The following is a 22426-nucleotide window of genomic DNA, read 5'->3' as shown; positions in this document are numbered from 1 at the left end:
AATGCCGGCAAGACCGCCAAGCACAAGGTCCGATACTTCCTGGCCTCGTGCCTGCTGTCGGCCAAGAAGCTGCTCGCGGTCGTGCGCGCCCACTGGGGCATCGAGAACAACCTGCACTGGGTCCTCGGTACGGTGTTCGATGAAGATGCCTGCCGCAGCCGCAAGGATCACGCGCCGGAAAACCTCGCCGTCATCCGCAAGCTCGCCATCAACATCCTGCAGGCTACCCCAGGACCTGCTCGCATCAGCCACAAATGCTCCAGGCCAGATGGAACAACGACTTCCTTCTCTGCGCCCTCGCCCATATGCGATAGCCCTACCTGCAAATGGGGACTCGAGCGTGGTAACGCACCATGTCTTTGTCCATTGGCCATGCGTATTGGGGACGACATCTAGAATGGCGAATGCAAGATCGGCTGATTCCCGGGACCCTGCAGCCGTCTAGCTGGCGAGCCGGGGCACTGCACTGTTTTGAACGTACCTGTTCGAGGCCGCACGGTCGCAATCACAGAAGATCGCAGTTATTCTTCATCATCTTGAGCGACGGCACCTCGTTCAAATGGAGTAGATGAAGACCGTTTGAGCGCATCCACAAGCTTACCGGCTCGGTCCATCGGGACTGCCGATGTCGGCTCGGACGGTGATCGAGACGACCGAGCTCAATCGTCTTGCGGTGAGCAATCCCCGTTGCACAGTTTGCGCTCGACAAGGATTGCTGCGCGCGCGGCTATCTGCTTGCGATCCAGCCCAACGACAAGGATATCAGAGCCAGGACCGCCGAATGCGACATTCGGGAGTTCGCAAGCTTGGGCGGCATGATTGCGACGTTTCCACGATAGTCGGGGGCGCCCGGGTGCTTTTCCCCTCACCGCGAAGGTGGGCGTGCAGCGCCGCCACGCAGTCCTCTACCTGATTTTTCTTCGACATATCGCCCGAGCCGATCGTGAGATCGGCAGTTTGATAGACCGGCGCACGCTCACGGATCTGCTCTGCCACGGTCGCCTCCAGGTCGGGGGTCTGCAGCAGCCGGCGGCCGGACCGACCCTTGTTGCGCCGCACTATTACATCAGTGTCGGCTTTGAGCCAGATCGAGACTGCCTTGTCATGGATGAGGCTACGGGTCTCATCATGAATGAACGAATCGGAGCCGGTCGCGAGCACCGCGGGCCCTTGCCTGAGCGCACGCGCGATCACCCTCGCCTCGAGGTCCTTAAAATGCTGCTCGCCATAGCTCTTGCAGAGTTCATTTATCGACATGCCCGCTTCTGTCCTGATCGCGGCGTCGGAATCGATGAAGTTCAGCCGCAGCCGCTTCGCAAGATGCCGGCCGATGGTGGATTTGCCGGCACCAGGCATGCCGGCGAGCACGATCGGCCGATCACCGAGAGCCGTCACAATCTCTCCAATATCGGGGCTTCCTGGCTCGGTAGCTCGCGCCCTAAAGGTCGCACCGGCTTGAAGGACGTCGGCAGCGCGATCAATGCTCCTTAGCGCTGCATTAAGTGCGTCTGAAGATCTATAGCCTCGCTCTGAGCTTGCACCATGGATGCTCTGCGCGGCGACATCTTCGATGCGCCGCTTTCCTGGTCTGGCACTCAGGTCGGGCGCGGATTGCCTATGCGGCGGGAGCGCATGTGTTTGCGAACTTCTAGCTGCTTGATCGCCGCGCCAGGGCTCGCCGCCAGAACGTGACGAACTCTCTTCCCGGCCCAGCGCGCTACGATAAGGTCTATCAGGCCGTTCGGGCCGCATACGAGGGCCGCTCTGCGCGGCGATATCGTCAATGTGCGGTCTTCCTGATCCAGGCCCCCGGTCGGGTATGAATTGCCCAGGTCTTGGGAGCGCATCTGGTTGCAAGCTTGCCGGTGAATGTTCGCTGGACCCGGGTTCGCCATGAGAACGCGACGAGTTTTTTTCCCGACCTAGCGTGGCACGATAACGTCTATATGGCCGTTCGGAGCTTACACCTTGCCCGCTCTGCGCGGCGACATCGTCGATAGACCGCTTTCCTGATCCAGCTCCCCGGCCGGGCACGGATTGTCCATGCGGGGGGAGCGCGTCTGTTCGCGAACCTCTGAACGCTGATCGCAGCGCCAATGTTCGCCGCTAGAGCGTGTTGTTTTTTAGCGGAATCGGGATTCCCAATTGGAGGAATTTCTGATTCAAACTCCATGCTGGGGCCGGGGGCCAGCATGGATGACGCGACCCTATTCGGAAGACATCCGCGAACTGGCGCTTAAGCGCGCTGATGCAGGCGAGACCGTTCGCTCGATTGCAGCGGCGCTTCAGATCAGTCCATCCTGTGTGACGAAGTGGAAGAACCTGAGGCGAGAGACCGGAGGTCTTTCGCCCGGCAAGATCGGTGGTCACAAGAAGCCGGTCCTGTCCGGCGCCAACGCCGACTGGCTGCGCAAGCGCCTTCGCTCGGGACCGTTCACCTTGCGGAAGCTGACGCGGGAACTGGCTGAGCGTGGCATCAAGACAGACGTGCGGGCGGTGTGGGCTTTTGTTCATGCTGAGGGGCTGAGCTTCAAAAAAAACCATCCATCCGGCCGAACAGGATCGCCCCGATATCGCTGGTAAACGGGCGCGCTGGAAGGCCCATCAAGGCAAGATTGACGCCTCGCGCCTGGTCTTCATCGATGAGACCTGGATCAAAACCAACATGGCGCCGCTACGCGGCTGGGGCCCGCGCGGACAACGGCTCCAGGCATCAGCGCCTTTCGGCCATTGGAAGACCATGACCTTCATCGCCGCGCTGCGCCACGATCGGATCAACGCACCCTGCATCATCGACGGCCCTATCAATGGCCAACTCTTCACCCTCTATGTCGAGAAGATATTGGCGCCCACCCTGGCAAAGGGCGAGGTCGTCATTCTCGACAATCTCGGCAGTCACAAAGGCAAGCTCGCCCGCAACGCCATCCGCGCTAGGGGCGCGCATATGCTCTTCCTGCCGCCCTACAGCCCCGACCTCAATCCGATCGAACAGGTCTTCGCCAAACTCAAACACCTGACGCGCGCCGCGGAGCCCCGCGATGTCGAGGCAACCTGGCGAAAGGTCGGAGAACTCCTCGATCTCTTCTCACCCGAGGAGTGCGCCAACTATCTCAAAAACTCAGGATATGTTGCCGTATAAAAACATCACGCTCTAAAACGCAACGAGCTTTCTTCGCGACCTCGCCCGTCACGATAAGGTCTATACGGCTGTTCAGAGCGTACACTGTGGCCGCTCTGCCCGGCTAAATCGGTCGGTACGGCGACTTCCTGATCTAGTCCCCCGGTCGGGCAGGGATTGCCCATGCGGGAGGAGCGCCTCTGTTCGCGATTTTCCGGCTGCTCGATCGCCTCGCCAATGTTGGCCGCCAGAACCCGGCGAGCTTTCTTCCAGATTGGGTGCGCCAGGATAATTTCGATCTCGGAGTTCAGAGCCCGCGCCATGGACCCTCTGCGCAGCGATATCGTCGATACGGGCGCGAGCAGAGGAACCCTCTAAATCTTCGGCCTCAGAGCGCGTCCTCGCAAGGACAGAGCTGAACGATTGGCAGCCTTCACCAGGATCCCGAGCTATCTGAGACCTGGCCGTGCCTTCGGCACTGTCGGCTTCGAATTGCGCGATGTGCTTTCCACGTCCGCTGATGCCCGTCATGATACATCACCGATGCGGGCGTGAATGGCGCTGGCTATCGTTTTCACAATGTCCACTCGACTGATTCGCTCCTGCTGCGGCCGGCGGGCAGGCCGATCGAAGGAGATACCGTGATGCTCACCGCATTCCCCAAGGCGACGCTGGCGATTTCCAGTGACGAACGCACGTAGCTCACGGCCGTAACACGGTCGCACTCGCCCCACTACGGCGCCGACGGCGCGAGCCGAGATCGCGCTGGCTCACGAACGTGGAGCCTAGCGACGTCGTCGCGGGCAACACTGCTTGGTGCTCCTCAACACGATCGGCAAATGGCGTAATCGCATCATCACAAATCACATCGAGGGTCTCTACGAGAAGCTGCTTATCGGCGAGGCCCAGCACGACTGAGGACGAGACCGTGGCCGTGCTGATCAAGAACTCTCTCGCAAGGCCAAAGCGACACCCATTTGAGCGTACGCGCCATCGCCCAAGAGGTGGGAACTGCTAAAAGCACCGTTCACCGCCTGCCCCAACTCTTCGGTCTGCAGCCTCATCGCACCCGCGGCTTTAACCGCTCGACCGATCCCTTCCTTCTCGAGAAGTTGCGCAAGGTGGTCGGGCTCTATGTCAATCAACCTGATAAAGCCATGGTGCTTTGCGCCGATGAGAAGAGCCCAATTCAAGCCCTCGAACGAACCCAGCCCATGCCTCCTATGGGGTTCGGCTACATCGAGAGCGTCACACAGGACGACTAGCATCCTGGCACGACCCCCCTGTTCGCAACGCTCAACGTGCTCGAGGGAGCAAACATCGCCCAATGCAACACCGCCAGCGCCCTCGTCGCCTTTACTGCGTCACGGCGAAGCTGACGTGCCGGCCCACTGGACATCCATAGCGTCGTCGAGAATTACGGCCGCCCAGAAGCATCCCAAGCTCAGGCTCCTGCTCGCCCGCCGGTCCGCGCTGGCACATTCACGTCATACCGACCTACCCCCTGACTTAACGAGGTCGAACGCTTATTCGCGCTCATCACCAAGCGCCATTCGCCACGGGTGCTTCGTTTCCATCGCCAACCGCTTCGAAAAATCGACCGTTCAGTTCGTACTCACAACGCAAATTCACGAGCCTTCATGTGGACGGCCACTGCCGACTCCATCCGCCAGAAACTCGCGCGCCTTTGTTAGCGAATTTTTCGACACAGAAGACTCGCAGGCCGTCCCATAAGCAGGTCGATGTCCTAGATTGGCGAGCTGACCACAAGCTGACGAACTCGTCCCCCTGCCAGGTTAGGCGTTGCGCGCAAGAGCGAATGCGCCGACTTGTTCGGCGAAATTGCCCTCGAGGCGTGCTAGCGCTGGCCCAACAGGTGCTTGACCAGAAGTGGCACCAGCGGGACCCGCTTGGCAGCAGGATTACATTACCCTCGACCCAAATGGCGATTTGATCGGGAAAGAAATCGGTCAAATCAATGTGCTCGGAATAGAGGACGGCGCGCTATTGTTGCCCTCATCGCAAGCGAGGCGCGCACTGCGCTCATCCATGCCATGCAGTCGCCAGACCTGGAATTTCCTTGGCCGAATTTTCGGTTGGAGTTGCATGCAGCCGATCTTGTCCGGTGGCCAATACGCGCCGCCGTTTTCGGCGAGACCACCCGCCATCGCACTAGCAGTCTGCTGAAAAACCCAGAAATTGGCGCATCGCGGTGTCTTTGGGTCGGAGTTTCAGGTGATGTGTTCGATGCTGTGCGGCTCTGGCGGTAGTCTGCGCAGCGGCTTTTCTATGCCATGACCAGTTTTGGGATGCGGATCAGATTGTAGGCGCTCAGGTTGAGGGTGAAGTCGGCGGCAACGCGCCAGAGGCCGCGATGTTTGGTTTTGCGCATCGTCCCGTGCTGCTTGCCCCAGCCGAAGATGCATTCGATCATCGCCCGGCGCGATTGCGACATGCCATAACCCTGGTGGCGCGTGGTCCGTTCGTCGATCGCGCTTCGGCGGCGCTTGCCGGTCTTGGTGATGGCGTTGTTTTGCCTCACGTGCGGGGTGACGTTGAGGGCGCGAAGATTGGCCACATGATCGGCCGTGTCATAGGCCTTGTCCTCGCCGGCGGTGATGCGGTGGCCGGCCTGGTTGGCCTTGGTTTTGAGCATCCTCTCCGAGGCGCGGCACTCGGCGGTGCCGCTGGCGCGCGTGACCATGCCCGCCACGGCCAGCCCGTGCCGGTTCTCCATGGTGGCGTGGCCGATGTAGCAGAGCTTTGCCTCCCGGCCGGCGGCCTTGCGGTACAGCCGACTGTCGGGATCACTCGCACTTGCATGGGTGTCATTCTTGCGCTTCTGGCCGTGGAAGTTCGCGCCGTCGTCATCGCCGCTGCCGTCCTTGGGGCGGAAGCTCTTCTGGGAGGCCCACGCCTCAATCAACGTCCCGTCCACCGAAAAATGCTCGTCTGACAACAGCGGTTTGACCTGAGAATGGTTCAAAAGCTTGGTCATGAACTTCGTAAACACGTCGCCGCTCTGCAGCCGCTCACGGTTCTTGGTGAAGCTGGTCGGATCCCAGACCGGATCGTCCGGCGACAATCCCACGAACCAGCGGTACAGGAGATTGTAGTCCAATTGCTCCATGAGCTGTCGTTCCGACCGAATGCCGTAGAACACCTGCAGCAGCAACGCGCTCAGCAATTGTTCCGGAGGGATCGAGGGGCGTCCTTCGCTCGAATAGAGCTTCCCAAAGCTGCGGTTCAACTCGCTCAGCACATCACGGACCAGCGCCCGAATCTTCCTTAGCGGATGGTTCAACGGCACCCGCGCTTCGGGCGAGATGTACGAAAACAACCGCCCCTGATCCACAAATGCGCCCCGCATGCGAGCACCCTCTGATTCGCGATGAAAAATTGAATCAGCAAATTCCCGCTACGGCGAGGGGTTTTTCAGCAAACTGCTAGATCATGCTGCGATTGAGCCCGTGCCGATACCACTGCTCGGTACCCGGTGAAGTGGGCCAAATCGGCCCGGGTAAGCTTCGTCTTACACATAGGCGCCAGTGCCTTGTTTGGCGCTCCGGCGGCCTCGGCCTCGGAAATGGACGAAAACCCCGGCGAAGCGGCCCAGACTTCGGCAACTGGTCGGTGGTTAAAAAATCTGTTTTCGCAAAGCCCGAGGGCGAACAATGGCGAGAAGCGCGTAATAGGCCTAGCCCGGTGACCGAAACGATCTTGTGGCAAATGTGCAACGGGCACTCGGTTTCTGCGCGGGAGTGTCCGAAACGAACAGTTCGGCCCGTGAGATGGGGGTAGCATTCGCGCGCAAGGATTGCGGGTGTCCGGATGAGGTTTTCAAACTCGAAAGATGAGAGCTTATTGTTTCTCTAGGAAGTGTGCGGCGGCAGGTGGTGGCCGGTCGCGCGTACGGGGGACGCTGCCGCTTTGTTGGCAACAATCTGCGCACCTATGCCGAATTGCTTCGTTCGGAAATGGACCGGCGAGAGCTGAAGTACACTCCGATTAATTGGTCTGAATAGCCGCTCCACGGGCATACCGATGAACGACCTGCAGAAGCAACTGCAAGAGCTCCGCACTGATGCGGCCGAGTGCAAATTGATCAGCGATCTGGCAACTGACCTGGAAAAGCGAGAACTGTTCGCAAGGCTTGCGGATCACTTGAGTGTCCTGGTGTCCGAGCTCGAGCGCGCTATATCTGTGAAAGTCTGCGGCACGAAGACGAAGCGCCAGAAGGAGGACTTTCTCGATGTAGAGGCGGAAGCAGTCGCCATTGTTCGGCCCTCGAGAAACCATGGCGCCGCAATCCGGTGATGGCGCAACGCGGCCGGGAAGGTGATGGTTTTCCAGCAGCCGTGCGGAATCTTGCTGGAAGTCAACTCGCCACAGGCCGCCTACTCCCCAGAGCTGCCATATCGGTCGGGTCCAGACCTCGAGCTCGCCAGCCACCACGCTTTTGAAGCTGAGCTTCTCGCCTGAAATTCCAGTTGGACGGTGATTAGCTTTAAAGTCGCGGTCAGCGAGCTCGGGCGACCAAGCCGCACAAGCTGAAGTCCCCTTCTTTCGCCCTAAACCCAGAGACGGTGTTCGCCGGAAATCGCCTTGGACCTGTGGCTGCGCATCCCTGCCGAGCACCACGCTGCCGGTCTCGCAATGCCGCCGCACCCATACAATGGCCGTGCTGACCGCAACACCGAATGTTTAGCCGCCTCGTTGCAGGACAATCCACTGTTAAAAACCCTCCAACGCCCTGCTTTGCGAAGATACTCAGAGTAAAGTTTGCCGCTCAATGCTGGCCTCAAAGCCCAGCCAGCATGTGCTTCGGAAGTCTCCCGAGGAATCTCAAATCGATTCAAGTCAACGTCGTCACGCTTAGTCGATCCGTTCGCGGCTTTGCTCCACGGCTTCTTCAGCTCCTTGCGATGGCGCCATTGCACTTCGCTAACACTTGGCCGTCATGCGGTTGGATAGACGACTTCCACTTTCAAGCAGTTGTACATACTCGGCGCTCATTGAGAAACCGCAGGGCACAAACCGAAGGTTCTGTCCCCTCGCCTTACGGGTCAGCCTCTTTAGACGTTATTCCGGTACGCTCACCAAAAGCGAGCGAACCCGCAATCCATAGATCGGGGCGAGAGATTCCGCCTTCGCAGTCCAAGTCGGTTGCCGCCGACTTGGACTATACTTGCGAATTCGCCTACACCCGAGTTCAACGCCCCGGAATGACGGTAGAAAAGCGGCCGCCTACCCTCTCGTGTCCGCGGCCTCGCGGTCGGTGAGATCGATTTCCTGATTGAGCCGCTCATGCAGCGTGGCCTGGTCGAGTTCGCCTTCCCACCAGGACACGAACACCGCGGCAATACCGTTGCCGGTGATATTGGTAAGGGCGCGCACCTCGCTCATGAATTTATCGATCGAGAATACGATTGCTATGCCCGGCACTAGCGCCGGATTAACCACTGATAGCGTCGCCGCGAGCGTGATAAAGCCCGCCCCGGTGATACCGCTTGCGCCTTTGGACGTCAGCATCGCCACGATCAAGATCGTGAGCTGTTGGCCGAAGGTGAGATCGACCCCGAGCGCCTGCGCGATAAACAGCGTCGCCAAGGTCATGTAGATGTTGGTGCCATCGAGGTTGAAGGAGTAGCCGGTCGGCACCACGAGGCCGACCACAGGCTTGGAGCAGCCCAGGCGCTCGAGCTTCTTCATCAACTGCGGCAGCGCGCTTTCGGAGGACGAGGTGCCTAGCACGAGCAAGAGCTCATCTTTGATATAAGCGATAAACTTGAAGATCGAAAAGCCAACGAAGCGCGCGACCAGACCAAGCACCACCACGACGAACAGCGCGGCCGTGGCATAGAACAGCGCGATGAGCCCGATCAGATTACCGAGCGCCGAAGGCCCGAACTTGCCGACCGTGAAGGCCATGGCCCCGAACGCGCCGATTGGCGCTGCCTTCATGACAATGCCAATGACGCCGAATACCGCGTGCGCCGTGTCGTCGATCATGCCGCGCAACTTCTCCCCGCGCTCACCCAGCGCCATCAGCGAGAAGCCGAACAGGATCGCAAACAAAAGCACCTGCAGGATGTCGCCGCGCGCCAGCGCGCCGACCACGCTGTCGGGAATGATATTGAGGATAAAATCGACGCTTTTCGAAGCTTCCGCCTGCTTCACGTAGTTGGCGACGGCTGCGGCATCGGGCTTGGCCCCAAGGCCATGGCCGATCTGGAAGAGATTTCCCATCACCAGGCCGAGCAACAAGGCAAAAGTGGAGACGATCTCGAAATAGACCATCGCCTTGAGTCCGACCCGGCCGACCTTTTTTGCATCCTGGATGTGTGCGATACCCGAGACCACGGTGCAGAAGATAATCGGCGCGATTACCATCTTGATCAGCTTGATGAAGCCATCACCGAGCGCCTTGATCCAGTCGTTGGTTGCGAGCGACGGCCACAGCCAACCGACGATGACGCCAATCACGATCGCGATCAGCACCTGAACGTAGAGAATTTTGTACCAAGTTTGCGACGGCCGCGCGGGCGCCGCAGTTGCGATAGTGGTCATGACGCTCCTTCCCTATACGAACTCGAACACCGAGCCGCCGCGCGTTGAGCGGCCACGGCACCAGACGAGCTGTTATGCCAGCCGTGTCCCATTGAAGACGGCGATGTCAGAAATCCGACAGATCGCAGCGTGAATTCCGAGGGTAGGTCGGCGGTTACGTGTGTTTTCTTTTGTTAAGCAAGTCGCGCACCAAGCGTCAAAGCCATGCGGCCGTTCAATCGGTCAGACGGCGGACCGACCGTCTCATGACTGCACTTGGCTGAATCCCAGAGCTACGTTCGTGCCGTCGAAGGCAAAGGCATTGCTCGACGACGCGCACCTTGCGCTCGCGCGGCAGCGTGGGCGCGACCTCGAGATCGACCAGCCACTTGCGGCAATGTCATGTAGTGGAGCGGCCTTCGCGTATCTCCTTACGGATGGAGGCGCCGTCGGTCCCACCCATTCCGGAAATGACGGCGCGGCTCCCCATTCCAGCCTTCTCAGCGACCACGCCGCGGACAGCCGCGTCGCCGACGTTCTTGAGATTCGATCAGGCGTCATCCGTGTTCATCTCAATCTCCATCGCGTAGGACTGCTCCAGCTCGCAAATCATGTGCATCTACAGCGACTGGATGCCACGCCAGGCCAGTTCCTTGGCGGTCGTTATGTCGCGGCCGCCAACGGCGTTTTCCTAGATCGTGCGACAATTTCCTTCGCGAGTTGATCTGCCAACCTGCTGCTTCCATTGCGCGCCTCGACCCGAACGCGGCGCCATCCCCCAGCCGAGCCGCCTGACGCGACACGTGATTCGTGCGCGTCAGGTGCTGTCAATGCAATATTCCGTAACATTGGTAAAATTCATTTTTTGGATGGCACTCATCCATGCTATCGACGTGTGGAAACATGCGATTGAAAGGCGTTGATACAGCCTGCCTTCAACGTTATCCGGACCTCGGTCATATTGTTTCGCACCACTCCAAATGAGCCAGCCTCAATACTCCTTCACCGGACGATGCACGCTGAGCTCCTGCAGCGCTTGGACAAGAGAGGCTTGCCAAAGAGTTTTCCTCGAACGGACGTTTCATAGGCGCGAGGTGAAGACAAAACATATCGTGTTGCGACACCCCCAGGCCGGGCGGCTACATTGGGCCGGCCGATGAGCCGGAGATCGGAGCCGTTCAAAGATCCAAAGTCGGACATCACCGCGCGGGGGAGCCAAGGTTGGGCGGAGTATCCCTAGAAGTTTTCGTTCAAGAGGCTAGAGATGTTCGGTTGAACACGCCGAAGTCGGAAAGCTGACACGGCGCTCGGGCCATTCCGCCGCAATTCAACAGCCAGGCTGACGCTTAAGCGTGTTTGGCTGCTGTGGCGCAAGGCGCGCATCATATTTCGCGAGCGGCACGCCGATTGCTGGGGGCAGGAGCAGAAGCCGCCCGCGGCCAAACTGGTCGCAGGCCGCCCCGCTCCGAGAGACTTCCCAATGATGCGTGCCCGATTGATTCTGATCAATGCAACTCTGATTCTGATCCTGCTAGAAAAAGCAGCAGCGGTGAACATCAGTCCCACTCTTGCCGCAGATTTCCGTCTGCCGAGCAACGAGATTGCAGCACCGCTCACTCAGACGACGCGGCTCGAGGCTGCCTTGAGCTCTCCCGGGTACGGACAGGCTTGCAGCTGGATCATCCAACCCGCGCTTTGCATCCTTTCAGCCGACCAGTTCGGCCAAAGTAGACAGATCGAGAAGCGTCTGCCGGTGTCGGAAAACAGCTTCACCTCTGATAGCGGCGAGTTCGTGCTGTGAATGTGAAGTTCGCCAAGCGCGCAAAGAGTCTTGAGATGATGTCTGTGGCGAAGTCATCGATCGCCGCAGCTTATGATGACGCAACGGCGCTGCAGGTCATAAAGGCGCTAGGCGTCAGTGCGGCGATTCAGCCGAGGACCGATGCCGCCAGCATCACGCACGCCGTCGATCCGAGACCGGTAATGCCGAGCTCGGATCTGTCGCGCCGCCCGAGCTCACAAACAGCAAAACCCCCTCGCGCTGGCTGGTGGCGCGGGAGTTTTATGACCCGATGGGGCCCAATACAGTGCGGTTGGAAAGCCGCGCCAATAATAGAGCGACACGCGCTTTCATCGATTTTCTCAAACGGCAAAAACTTCGCGCGATTATCGCGCGGGGTGGCTACGTGCAAAGCTAGAGTTGACGCATGGATGGCTTTTCGCCAGAGCTCTGGGAATCGCTCCGGCTCACGATCGAGCTCGCGAGCTTAACGACCGTGATCCTGCTGATGCTTGGCACACCGCTCGCGTGGTGGATAGCGCGCTCGAAGAGCCTTTGGGCTGAGGCGGTCGCCACGATCATCGCGCTGCCGCTGGTGCTGCCGCCAACAGTACTCGGTTTCTATCTGCTGGCCCTGCTCGGTCCGAACGGTCTGGGCGGCCTTCTCGCCTCTCTCTGGGGCGGGGCCACGCTCGCCTTCACCTTTGCAGGGCTCGTGGTCGGATCGGTTTTGTCAGCGCTGCCTTTGGTCGTGCAGCCCATCCGCAACGCCTTTGCCGCGATGGGTAACCGCCCGCTGGAGGTTGCTGCCACTCTGCGCGCCTCTCCGCTATGTGCCTTCTTCACGGTCGCCTTGCCTCTGGCACGAACGGGTGTTCTGACGGGCGCCATCATTGGCTTTGCGCATACGATCGGCACGTTCGGCATCGTGCTGATGATCGGCGGCAACATTCCTGGGCGCACCAAGGTGCTGTCGGCCTATCTCTTCGACTATGTCCAAACCTCGCGCTGGCGCGAAGCAAGCTGGCTTGCCGGGGCCATGGTGATATTCGCCTTTGCGGTAATCCTCACCTTGAGCTTGATCGACAAATACAGCGGAAGGAGGAGCACGTGAGGATAGCCACACCAGGCCGGGTTGACGTTGCGTTCAGCGGCAGTATCGCTGGCTCTTCAATCGATACGCAATTCAGCGTACCGGCCAAAGGCGTCACGGCGATTTTCGGCCCGCCCGGCTGCGGCAAGACCACGCTGGCGCGCTGCATCGCCGGCCTAGAGCCTTTGCCGAATGGTTTCTGTGCTATCGACGGCGAGGTGTGGCAGGATAGGACTACCTTTCGCCCACCGCATCTGCGTCCCATCGGCTATGTGTTTCAGGAACCGAGTCTTTTTTCGCATTTGTCGGTCAGGCGCAACTTGCTTTACGGTGCGCCCAAACCCAAGCCGACGCCGATCGCGTTTGACGAGGTGGTCGAACTGCTCCAGATAGCGCCGCTGCTCGATCGCTCTCCTTCACATCTATCCGGAGGCGAGCGGCAGCGCGTCGCCATCGGTCGCGCGCTGTTGTCTCAACCCAGACTGCTTGTGATGGACGAGCCACTTGGCGCGCTCGATGCCTGCGCCAGACGTGAGATTCTGTCGTTCATCGAACGCCTGCCCGAGAAGCTCGCGCTGCCGATGATCTACATCGGCCATGACATGGCGGAGATCGAACGCTTAGCCGATTATCTGGTCATGATGGAGCGCGGCGTAGTGACCGCGGCCGGACCGCTGCATGTGTTACAGAGAGATCCCGCGCAGCTTGCGGCAAGCCGCGAAGCCGCCGTCAGCCCTGATGCCGTAGTCAGCGGCTATGACGGGCGCTATGGGCTGCTCATTCTCCGCCTCAAAGGTGCGCGGCTGTTGGTGCCGGCACCGCCGTTTGCACCCGGCGCGCACCAACGGCTGCGCATCGCGGCGAGCGACGTCAGCGTGGCGCGCGAAGCGCCACGCGCAGGCTCCATGATCAATGTCTTTCCGGCGCGCATCAGAGCCTGTTTGCCGCTCGGCGCGGCTGAGATCACGCTGGTCCTTGCGCTCGGCACTGGAGGCTCGGGCACGGAGATTTTAGCCCGTATCACGCGTTTCTCCTTTGATTCCCTTGGGCTTAAGGATGGGATGGACGTATTCGCTCAGCTCAAGCACGTCTCGCTGCTCTCTGCCTCTGAACCGCCACTGCAAATCGTGACGCCCTCCACGCCAGCAGCAGATCCTGACCAGGCAAGCGCCGCCGCGTGAAACGAGCAACGCGCGGGAGGCGAGCGGCGGCAACATTTTGAGGCTACATTTCATTGTGCCACGCAGGCGGAGTTGAAGAGGACTATATCTCAAGCCCGACGAGGCGACCCAGCCATTGGACGGCGCACGATGGCAACCTATGCGCGTTTCACTCTTGTCGAGCAGGCGCGCGCCATGTTCTCGAATCGCACGCCGTTGCTGGATGAGAAGCAAAGAGCCGCCGCGGCTCGCGCGTTCCAGCGGCGTTTGGATTTTCGATGAGGCTTGCCGATGGACCCTCATCAATTCAGTTCTGACCCTGCTTATGATCGGAAATGCAGGAGCGGCGGAAGTCGATGTGACGGTCGCCGCGAACTTCACCGTGTCGGCCAAGGAGCTGCAGCGCCGTTTCAGCAGAGTACGGGGTGAGGCCCTGTTGAGCTTTAGCGGGAGCGGACAGCGTTGCCGCCAGGTGACGCAACGGGCGCCCTTCGAGCTGTTTCTCGGCCCGACGAGGCCGCCCGAGCAATCGGGCAGCGAACGGTCTTGCGTTCCGGAAAGCCGGTCCACCTATGCGACCTATAATCTCGTGCTGTATCGATCATTCGGCGCTTTCGCCTTATGGCGCAGCCGCTGAGGACGTTATGAAAGAGCTCAGCTCCTGTGCATCGATGCAACTGATGCTTGTCGCGGGATTCTCGCAGCTCTCTCGGCCGGAAGCACCCTCACATTCACCGCTGCCGCCCTTGTGGGCGAACACGCGCTCTCTTTGGTTGTCCAGCCGCTCCGGAAGGCCTCCGTTACCAAGCTGGCTTGCCGCCGGCATGGTGATGTTCGGGCTTGCGGTCATTCTCGCCGCAACTTTGATCGAGAAAATGCAGCGGAAGGAGAGCGCGCGAGAACAGCCACACCAGAGCGGATCGAAGTCACCCTCATGATAGACTCCGCTAGCTTTGGGTCCATTCACAGTTCAGCGTACCGGCTAAAGGTCCGGGCGGCGATCTCCAGCACGGCTGGCATAACGCGCCGCTCGCTATGCCTAAGGCTCGACCATGGAATCGATATATTCGCCGAGGTCAAAGGGCGTCTCGCCGGTTCACGGCTCTGAACCACCAGAGTAGGTATTACGCATGCCACGCCGGCACAGCGCGAGAGCGCGGATGACCAATCAGAGGATCACGCCCATGATCACCACGCTTGCCGACATCGATCCGAAGCGCGTCGCGACAATCCTCTACCGGTCGAAACAGAACGCTTATGAGCTGCTCGCCGACTTAGACCAGGAGTCTCACGCGGCGAGGCGTGCACGTCGGCGGCCTCGTTCAGCAAACCTGAAGAGCGCGACGGCATGAAACCATGCTCGCGCCGGACATTGCGACCTTGGTACGATATTTTCATATGCCAGCCACTCGGCAGCGGCGCCATGTTCTGCAAGCTTGGTGCGAATAGGCTTGCCGACGCTGCGATTGTGGTCCCGCGCGATCCGGCGGCATCGATCTCCTCGTGATTAACAAATTGTCCAAGGTTCGGACGGAACCTGCGCGACGAATTTACTGATGCGATCATCGCTGGCGTACCGCTCCTGGCGAGCGTCCCCGAAGAATGCATTGTCGACTGGCGGACCTTCACCGGGATGTCGGCCTAACGCCGTGGTGCGAGCGCCAGGCCGTGGAGGGATAATGGCGCGACATCGCCCGCACCCGCGCGCAATCCATCTGGTCAGGACGATTTGCGATGAGTCTATCCGACAGCTTCATGACATCCGACAGAGCATCGCCGACCTTCCCACGAGCTTATCCGCCACGATTGATGAAGGGGAAATACCGTCACTGCCAGCTCCCGCTCCACGTCACCTAAGTGGTCCTCGTGCGCCTCGTTAAGGGCGATCATGTGGCCTAGCAGGATTTGCCGCGGTAGGTTCATTTTATCGAGGGCCAAGATTGTACGGCCTCTTAAGTTACGCGCATTGGCTCGAGCTAATCGTTCGCGCGCGCAAGCTGCCGCCTGCGCACGGCATTATGCTCCGTTATCGACATAAGATAATGGACCATTCGGCGCAATTACGGGCCGAGATATCGCCGCGACGAGCATCCGAATGTCGCATTTCCGCCAGTTGAACCGCGAGATCTCCTGGCACATCACTTGCTTCACTTGAGGCCGGGACCATCGCTTCCCGCGCGAAGCAAACTTGTGAGGACAATATGCTTGGAATTGGAAGTAAGTTGCCGTCGTTCGAAATCACAGGCGTGAGGCCCGGCCTTCACCTGCACGAGGAGGATGGGCAGAGCGCGTTCGAGACGCTGACGGAAAATAGCTTCCCTGGGAAATGGAAGATCATTTTCTTCTACCCAAAGGATTTCACCTTTGTCTGCCCAACCGAGATCGCCGAGTTTGCCCGGCTATCGAAGGATTTTGCCGACCGCGACGCGGTCGTGCTAGGCGGCTCGACCGACAACGAGTTCTGCAAGCTCGCTTGGCGGCGCTCCCACAAGGATCTGCACCATCTGCCGATCTGGCAGTTTGCCGACACCAAAGGCGGGCTGGTCGATGGTCTTGACGTGCGTTCGCCGGACGGCGTCCCCTATCGCTACACATTCATCGTGGACCCAGACAGCACGATCCAGCATGTCTACGCGACCAACCTCAATGTCGGCCGCAACCCAAAAGACACGCTGCGCGTGCTGGATGCTCTGCAGACCGACGAGCTCTGCCCCTGCAACCGCGAGATCGGCGGCGAAACGCTGAAGGTTGCTTGAGGCATCATGTCAATTGAGCAGTTGAAGGACCAGATCCCCGATTTCGCCAACGACGTCAGACTGAACCTGGCGTCGATGATATCAGATGAGACGCTATCACCGCAGAGCAAACATGGGCTGTTGCTCGCCACCGCAATTGCCGGCCGCAATCCTGTAGTGATCGCCGCAATGGAATCTGCCGCAGCTGTCGTCCTGACACCGGCCGCGATCGCGGCGGCGAAATCAGCAGCCTCACTGATGGCGATGAACAACGTCTACTACCGCTTCGTTCACCTCGGCTCCAACCCGGAATACAAGACGATGCCGGCGCGGCTACGCATGAACGATATCGGCAATCCTGGCGTGGACAAGGCCGATTTCGAGCTGTGGTCGTTAGCGGTAAGCGCCATCAACGGCTGCGGCGCCTGCATGGACGCGCATGAGAAGGCGCTGCGGGAGGCCGGCATCAGCATCGCCGTCATCCAGACAGCGATCCGCCTTGCCGCGATCGTGCAATCAGTCGCGGTCGCGATCGACGCGGCCGGGCGCGGTGTGATCCAGGCGGTGGAGCGTTCTTGAAATGGACTCTCATTTGGGACTATGTGCTTAGTTGGAAGGGACTGCTGCGTTGGATGGACGGGACGCTTGATGAGAAAGATTGAGACACAAGATCGACGCGGCAGTGAAGGCAAAGGTCGCCCGGGAAGCCGCGGCGGGAGCAGGCGCCGGTGGCCGATCTGGCAAGCGCTATGAGGCTCACGTGAACAAGAGCTATGCCTGCAAGAAGCAATTGCTGGAGCAGGCGGCGCGCGCCTTTGATGCCGGTGTAGGGCACGGGAGCGAGGAAGCGCGCGAACGCGAAATCGAGAAGCTGCCCGCTAAGATTGGACAACCGACAGTCCGGCGCGATTTTTCCATAGCTATGCGGGATTTGTGGCGCACCCCCAAGGCGAACATCATGACTGGAGAATGATTCAAGAGAGAGTTGCCGATGATCTGGAAGTTGGGGATGGTTCGGTTGAGTAACTGGCGGATCGGAGCGTCGCGACAAAGACCGCCTCGGGCAAGGTTGAGCGATCCTGCGGGACATAACGTGAGTGAACCTGCACAGGCTCCGAAAGATGCGATGTAGCAGAAGAACATTACTAAGCCATGCTGGACATCCAGCCGTGGCCATATAGCTCAAATAAAATGGCTTCCGGAATACCCGGGGCGGTTCAGTTCAGGAGAACTCGGTGCGTGATGACAATCAACCTTCCAACTACCTCACTTTCTCAGAACGTAGCGACAGTCGTGATACGCACAACTACTGTTTGCGGCGCATCTTTTACGTTGGCCAGACATCTTTCCAAGCGGTCTGCATCGCTGAAACAGCCAATTACGGCAAGACCCTTTTCTTAGACGGAATGATACAGAGCGCAGTTTTAGATCAAGAGCTATATCACGAACTCTTGGTACAACCGGCGATGCTGGCCCATCCGACACCGAAGCACGTGCTCGTTATTGGCGGAGGTGAAGGCGCTACCATTTGGCAGGTACTCCGCCACCAGTCGCTCGAATCTTTAACGATGGTCGATATTGACGGTGAATTAATAAGGATATGTCGGGAACACATGAAGGAGTGGCATCGAGGAGCATTTGAGGATCCTCGATGTAGAATCATTCCTTCGGACGGCAGAGCCTTCATCGAGAACGACCAAAGCCTGTATGATGTCGTTATTATCGACCTGAGCGACCTGGTCTCTGACAGCCCGGCGCTCGCTCTCTACACGCGTGAATTTTATCTGGGCATCAAAGAGCGGCTGAAACCTGGAGGTATTGTTGGGGTCCAGGCATTGAGATTTTCTTTTGATGACGGTCACGCTCACGCGATGTTGGCACGAACATTGAAAAGTATCTTTAATGAAGTTCATTCCTACAGCGCATTCGTTCCCTCATTCTTGCGAGGTTGGGGATTTCTCGTCGCGTCTGACTGGTTTGTTCCAGCGGATCTTTCCGCATCTGCTATGGATTCGATTATCGCAAAGCGCATCAATTCGTCATTGTCCCACTTAACAGGTGCGTTCTTCCAATCGTGCTTCATTCACTGCGCGCAAGCTCAAAAGCTGCTTGCGTCTAACGGTCCGATTTTTGAGGATGGCAAGATGAGTGATCTTGATGCGACACTCGCTCAACTGACCGAGGAAGCACGGTGAATAGGTGCATTTCTGTTCACCTCATTTGTTGAAGAAGACGTTCTTGATCTGTATTCTGTCTCTCCCTCGCAATCTCTGATTCAGACGCACATTCATTGTTTGCTGATGTGGCCATTTACAAACCTAGCGGCTGCTGACATTGGTTGCTTCCACCGACATATCACCTTGTGGCGCAACTTCAATGACATGGCTGAGAAATTCGATATCAAGCATGTTGAGCCGGACTTACCTGAAGAATTTCGGCCGCGTGAACGAGCGGTTCGATCAAACCGGGCAAAGTTTGACAAGCGACTGATGAGCTTCGGATCAGAGATGCGATCGATCCATCGCCAAAGGATCGTCGAAATTTGTCGTTCACGCTGATGAACGTAATTCGATGATGCTTGGCCTCGATCGTCATGTTCTCCTCCGCGCTATCGACAGGTCCGATGCGCGCCCATTAGCGAGGAGGAAAGCGGAGCCTCATAGAGGTGACTGCCGGGGCGGAGAGCCCCGCCGTCAAGCTTTTATGCTGCCTCGAGCAGGTGAGCACGCGCAAACAGTTGATCGATTTCTATGGTGACAATCATCATCATCGGCTAAAATTCGGTCACCGGATCTATTTCTCGAACATACTGCCGTACTTGCTCACGACGCCGGTGACGTGGCGCGAATCCTCAGCCCCAGCCCCAGATGAAGCGTCACCACCGAAAGGGCCCAGTTTCAGCCGCCGGAAATACTAGCGGCAAACATCCGCCAGTCCTAGCGCAAAGATATGCGAACGGTGGGGGTCCTCTGCTCCCCAATTCACAGGATTGGCGGCGGACTATCTTCCCAGCGTCCTGCGCCTGCCTTAAATTCGAGTTTGTTGCGTGATGAGGTATTGTCGTGGATGAACAATTCCGAAGCAACCGGGCTGCCTTGGTGCGGGACTTGGCGGACAAAGCCGATCCATGGATCAGGGAACGCCTGTTAAAGCTCGTCACAAGGTACGAGCGGCCAGAACGTCCACACACGCGGCTGAGGACACCTCGCGATTTGCGGTTCGCTAGCGGCGGCAGTAACCGCTCTGAGCGCTAAGCGCGGGTACTCCAGGAGGTCACGCCGTATAAATGGGTGAGTCCGGAGGTGACGTGAACAATCCTGGACCAGAGCTACAGCGGCACGTTCAGGTAATCAGGATGCTCGTCGGCGCTGCCGGGCCGTGGTCGTTTTCTGTTTCCGGTAAGCTTCGAATTGAGCCAAGAGTTGCTTCGGATCCAGCGTTTCGGCTTGCCTAACCTGCTCTCGCAACCACTCCAGCTCGGTAAGCTGTTCGAGTAGATCAGACGAGTATTGTTCCACTAGCAATCGTCGGTTCCTGGAAATTCCCACCGCCGCAGCTCCTATACGCACGCGAGCATTTGCTTGATATCTCTTACGCTGGGCTATGGTAGCTGGAAATCCGGGAAACCACTGATGCTACTTTAGGATGAATTTCCCTTTTTGCGGCGCCAAGGCATGGCCGATCACAGCACCGGAAAACCCGCTTGGCAAATTCAACCCCTTAACGGTCGGAACGAAAAGGTTAGCCCAAGATGTTCTTCGATTGCGGCAGTGAGCTCGATACCTTACGGGCGCAGTCGGAAACATGACGGGCTATTCCAAGGAAATCGAGCATCTGCTTCAACGGACTGGCTTAACTGACACACCTCTTCGGAAGCTGCGAACGTCAGACTGTTCGGGCTGAAAAGCCTCAACGAGAACCGGCACGGCGCTCGCAGGATCGTTGTTGCCACATACGAAAACATCAACGGCCGCGTAGGACCTCTCAGGCCAAGTATGTAAGGTCATATGGGATTCAGCCAACAGGGCTATTACGGAGATGCCGTAACCCGGACAAAACTCATGGACATGAAGGTGGAGTAATGTCGCATTCGCCGCACGGATGGCTTTTCGCATTGCGTCTTCCGCGATAGCCGGATCGTCGAGGTTCTTCGCCCCCCACAACTCGATGAGCAAATGCGTGGCACCTGTGAACAGAGCCGGCGGGACTAGCTTCTCGTTATCAACAGTCATTAAGAAATCTCCATTGGATTATCGGCCCAATAAGCTGAGCTATTCGGAATCCAGGTGACGAGGTGATCAGACGCTTGGTCTTCCAGCACCTGGATGACCTCAATGCCGTCGTCGAGTCCGACAACTGCGATGACCTTCGGCTACTGATTTGTGGCTTTCGGCCGCCGCCAGGTCCTTGATGCAGCGATCACCGGCTTGAACAGCATCGGAGATGGTTGGCAACAAGGAGCCCCTCGTCCGCACGGTCCGGTATCGCCCGTTGACGAACACGCTCTCGATTGCATTGGTGGTGCGGAAGTGATCCCAACGTTCGACAAGAAAATCGTAGAAGGCCAGTAGTGCGTCGCGATCCTTGACGAGGCATCTGACCGCCTGGCCGTACTTTGCGCAATGCTTCTCGGCGATGAGGTTGATCACCGCTTCGGCGGACGCTCGGCTCGCGCCGAGCAGACCTCGCGCAACTCCTTCTTGCATGGCGGCCTGCACCGAGAGTGAAAACTTGTGCAGGACGTTCACGGTCTTGTGCGCCCAGCATCGCGGGCGGCGTGTGCTGGGAAAGACCTCGTCGAGCGCCTTGTACAAGTCGAGCCCGCCGTCGCCGACATTGGCCAAACTCGTTCTGCGCGCCAAAAGCGTAACCGAGACGACCAGCCCCAGTGACAAAGACGTTTGGATTTGCCTTGCAGTTTGCGCTCAGTATTATGCTGGAGGCGGCGAGGCAGCTATTTGTGCCGTTGGAGAGAGCACCGCTGGCATCAACTTTGAGGCCAAACACCGAGCCATTTTTCCGCCAATTGTACCCGACCTGGCCGCCTGCCAGGAACACAGGAGTATGGACGATGCCATAGACTGACGGACCGTAGGGATCGAAGGATTTTTGGCCGTAACCACCGCCGACGTGTCCGCCACTAGATCCTCTGGACCAGCTCCACAGGCCCGGTGGAAGTTGTACTGCTGGCTCAAGGTCCGCCGAATTGGCTGCACCGCTTGCAACCGGCGCAACCGTTGTCGCTCCCCAAGAACGAACTCCAGATCGCATCAAACACTCCGCGGCGCTTTTCCGATCCACAACCGTGCGCCTTCGAACTGGCATCGGTGGTGGCACCGCGAATGAAGCAAGCAGCGTGCCGCTTGGAAATTGAATGATCTCCAGTTACTTCATGCCGGGTGCACGCGTCAGGTTGTGGACAATGGTCTTGAAGCTGACAATCGCGCTGTAACGTCCGACACTATGCTGAGCAGCAGGAAGCGGCCTTCTCGCTGCAGCAGTAGGAGGAGAGCTTTTCGCCTGGACAGAAGCTCGATCTCACCTATCGCGGCTCATGCGAACGGTGAAAGCCCCTGGATATTACCGACGAGCGGAGCCGGCCTGAACGCTGGACCCGTCTGCGCGCACAGGGATCGCACCGGCTATGCCGCGCGTTATCGAAGTTCTGGTGGTGTCGAAAAATCGTCACGAGCGATGCGTGACGCAACGCGGCACGCGCAGGAAAGGGTCAGCGTCTTCCGGCCTACCACGAAATACCTGCGCGATAGAACAGTCCGGCTTCGCCGTAATGCTAAGCGCTTTGCCGCAACATTACTCGTATCGGTTCTGCTCAAGAGACGGAAGCTTTTTTGACGCGCGAAAAGTGACCTGCCACTGCGTATTTCCTCCAGAAGGAGTTAGAGTCCGGCCCGAACAAGGACGGACAGATGAAGCGAGCAAGGTTCACGGACGAGCAGATTATCGCGGTATTGAAGGAGCATGAGGCTGGGG

At 58.7% G+C, this 22426-nt stretch carries 21 protein-coding genes; 14 read left to right on the top strand and 7 right to left on the bottom strand.

Features of this window, described 5'->3' with window-relative positions; genetic code table 11:
• Positions 1 to 396, top strand: a 396-nt coding sequence (locus I6F35_RS37995) for an ISAs1 family transposase (protein ID WP_225122731.1), incomplete at its 5' end; no start/stop codon positions are given.
• Positions 397 to 762: 366 nt separating this feature from the next.
• Here the strand turns inward: I6F35_RS37995 and I6F35_RS37990 are convergent.
• Positions 763 to 1407, bottom strand: a complete 645-nt coding sequence (locus I6F35_RS37990) for a shikimate kinase (RefSeq protein ID WP_346283242.1) — start codon at positions 1405 to 1407, stop codon at positions 763 to 765.
• A gap of 789 nt (positions 1408 to 2196) precedes the next feature.
• Here I6F35_RS37990 and I6F35_RS37985 point away from each other — a divergent pair.
• Both I6F35_RS37985 and I6F35_RS37980 read left to right on the top strand, forming a co-directional pair.
• Positions 2197 to 3139 (top strand): IS630 family transposase gene (locus I6F35_RS37985; RefSeq protein WP_225122733.1). Its coding sequence is split into 2 segments (ribosomal slippage): positions 2197 to 2532 and positions 2534 to 3139, totalling 942 coding nucleotides; the frame shifts between segments, so codons are not numbered across the junction.
• Between the two features lie 956 nt (positions 3140 to 4095).
• Positions 4096 to 4383 carry a hypothetical protein gene (locus I6F35_RS37980; RefSeq protein ID WP_225122729.1) on the top strand — a complete coding sequence of 96 codons (288 nt, stop codon included), beginning with the start codon at positions 4096 to 4098 and terminating at the stop codon, positions 4381 to 4383.
• A gap of 1022 nt (positions 4384 to 5405) precedes the next feature.
• Here the strand turns inward: I6F35_RS37980 and I6F35_RS37975 are convergent.
• The 3 genes from I6F35_RS37975 to dctA all read right to left on the bottom strand — a co-directional run bounded on the left by I6F35_RS37975 (position 5406) and on the right by dctA (position 9688).
• A complete protein-coding gene (locus tag I6F35_RS37975; RefSeq protein ID WP_225122728.1) occupies positions 5406 to 6488 on the bottom strand; it encodes an IS5 family transposase in 1083 nt (360 codons plus the stop codon).
• A 638-nt stretch (positions 6489 to 7126) separates the two neighbouring features.
• A complete protein-coding gene (locus tag I6F35_RS37970) occupies positions 7127 to 7759 on the bottom strand; it encodes a hypothetical protein (protein ID WP_225122734.1) in 633 nt (210 codons plus the stop codon).
• Between the two features lie 606 nt (positions 7760 to 8365).
• Positions 8366 to 9688: a C4-dicarboxylate transporter DctA gene (gene dctA, locus I6F35_RS37965; protein ID WP_225122727.1), complete on the bottom strand. Its 1323-nt coding sequence runs from the start codon at positions 9686 to 9688 to the stop codon at positions 8366 to 8368.
• A gap of 280 nt (positions 9689 to 9968) precedes the next feature.
• Between dctA and I6F35_RS37960 the strand changes: the two genes are divergently transcribed.
• From I6F35_RS37960 to I6F35_RS37910, 11 genes are all read left to right on the top strand, one after another.
• Positions 9969 to 10391 carry a hypothetical protein gene (locus I6F35_RS37960; RefSeq protein WP_225122726.1) on the top strand — a complete coding sequence of 141 codons (423 nt, stop codon included), beginning with the start codon at positions 9969 to 9971 and terminating at the stop codon, positions 10389 to 10391.
• Between the two features lie 756 nt (positions 10392 to 11147).
• Positions 11148 to 11468: a hypothetical protein gene (locus I6F35_RS37955; RefSeq protein WP_225122725.1), complete on the top strand. Its 321-nt coding sequence runs from the start codon at positions 11148 to 11150 to the stop codon at positions 11466 to 11468.
• Between the two features lie 406 nt (positions 11469 to 11874).
• Positions 11875 to 12561, top strand: coding sequence for a molybdate ABC transporter permease subunit (gene modB / locus I6F35_RS37950; RefSeq protein ID WP_225122724.1), 687 nt, complete (start codon positions 11875 to 11877; stop codon positions 12559 to 12561).
• On the top strand, positions 12558 to 13721 hold the full coding sequence (gene modC / locus I6F35_RS37945; protein ID WP_225122723.1) for a molybdenum ABC transporter ATP-binding protein: 1164 nt from the start codon (positions 12558 to 12560) through the stop codon (positions 13719 to 13721). Before modB ends, modC begins: the two co-directional genes overlap by 4 nt.
• A 129-nt stretch (positions 13722 to 13850) precedes the next feature.
• A complete protein-coding gene (locus tag I6F35_RS40375; protein ID WP_275945538.1) occupies positions 13851 to 13982 on the top strand; it encodes a hypothetical protein in 132 nt (43 codons plus the stop codon).
• Between the two features lie 76 nt (positions 13983 to 14058).
• A complete protein-coding gene (locus I6F35_RS37940) occupies positions 14059 to 14337 on the top strand; it encodes a hypothetical protein (protein WP_225122722.1) in 279 nt (92 codons plus the stop codon).
• A gap of 547 nt (positions 14338 to 14884) precedes the next feature.
• Entirely contained in the window at positions 14885 to 15052 is a 168-nt protein-coding gene (locus I6F35_RS37935) for a hypothetical protein (protein WP_225122721.1), read from the top strand.
• A gap of 849 nt (positions 15053 to 15901) precedes the next feature.
• Positions 15902 to 16456 (top strand): peroxiredoxin, encoded by a 555-nt coding sequence (locus tag I6F35_RS37925; RefSeq protein ID WP_225122720.1) that lies wholly within the window; start codon positions 15902 to 15904, stop codon positions 16454 to 16456.
• Positions 16457 to 16462: 6 nt separating this feature from the next.
• On the top strand, positions 16463 to 17014 hold the full coding sequence (locus I6F35_RS37920; protein ID WP_225122719.1) for a carboxymuconolactone decarboxylase family protein: 552 nt from the start codon (positions 16463 to 16465) through the stop codon (positions 17012 to 17014).
• A 79-nt stretch (positions 17015 to 17093) separates the two neighbouring features.
• Positions 17094 to 17408, top strand: a complete 315-nt coding sequence (locus I6F35_RS37915) for a hypothetical protein (RefSeq protein WP_225122718.1) — start codon at positions 17094 to 17096, stop codon at positions 17406 to 17408.
• A gap of 262 nt (positions 17409 to 17670) precedes the next feature.
• The gene (locus I6F35_RS37910) at positions 17671 to 18630 is read left to right on the top strand and encodes a hypothetical protein (protein WP_225122717.1); all 960 of its coding nucleotides are present in this window, start codon (positions 17671 to 17673) and stop codon (positions 18628 to 18630) included.
• A 205-nt stretch (positions 18631 to 18835) separates the two neighbouring features.
• Here the strand turns inward: I6F35_RS37910 and I6F35_RS37905 are convergent, their stop codons facing one another.
• The 3 genes from I6F35_RS37905 to I6F35_RS37895 form a co-directional block, all read right to left on the bottom strand.
• Positions 18836 to 19030, bottom strand: a complete 195-nt coding sequence (locus I6F35_RS37905) for a hypothetical protein (RefSeq protein ID WP_225122716.1) — start codon at positions 19028 to 19030, stop codon at positions 18836 to 18838.
• Positions 19031 to 20274: 1244 nt separating this feature from the next.
• Positions 20275 to 20667 carry an adenosylmethionine decarboxylase gene (gene speD, locus I6F35_RS37900; RefSeq protein ID WP_225122715.1) on the bottom strand — a complete coding sequence of 131 codons (393 nt, stop codon included), beginning with the start codon at positions 20665 to 20667 and terminating at the stop codon, positions 20275 to 20277.
• A gap of 99 nt (positions 20668 to 20766) precedes the next feature.
• On the bottom strand, positions 20767 to 21279 hold the full coding sequence (locus I6F35_RS37895; RefSeq protein ID WP_225122714.1) for a transposase: 513 nt from the start codon (positions 21277 to 21279) through the stop codon (positions 20767 to 20769).
• Positions 21280 to 22426 lie beyond the last annotated feature (1147 nt).

It is taken from the genome of Bradyrhizobium sp. BRP22 (assembly GCF_020194175.1).
Classification (GTDB): Bacteria; Pseudomonadota; Alphaproteobacteria; order Rhizobiales; family Xanthobacteraceae; genus Bradyrhizobium.
This window is presented reverse-complemented; position numbering and strand designations above follow the sequence as displayed.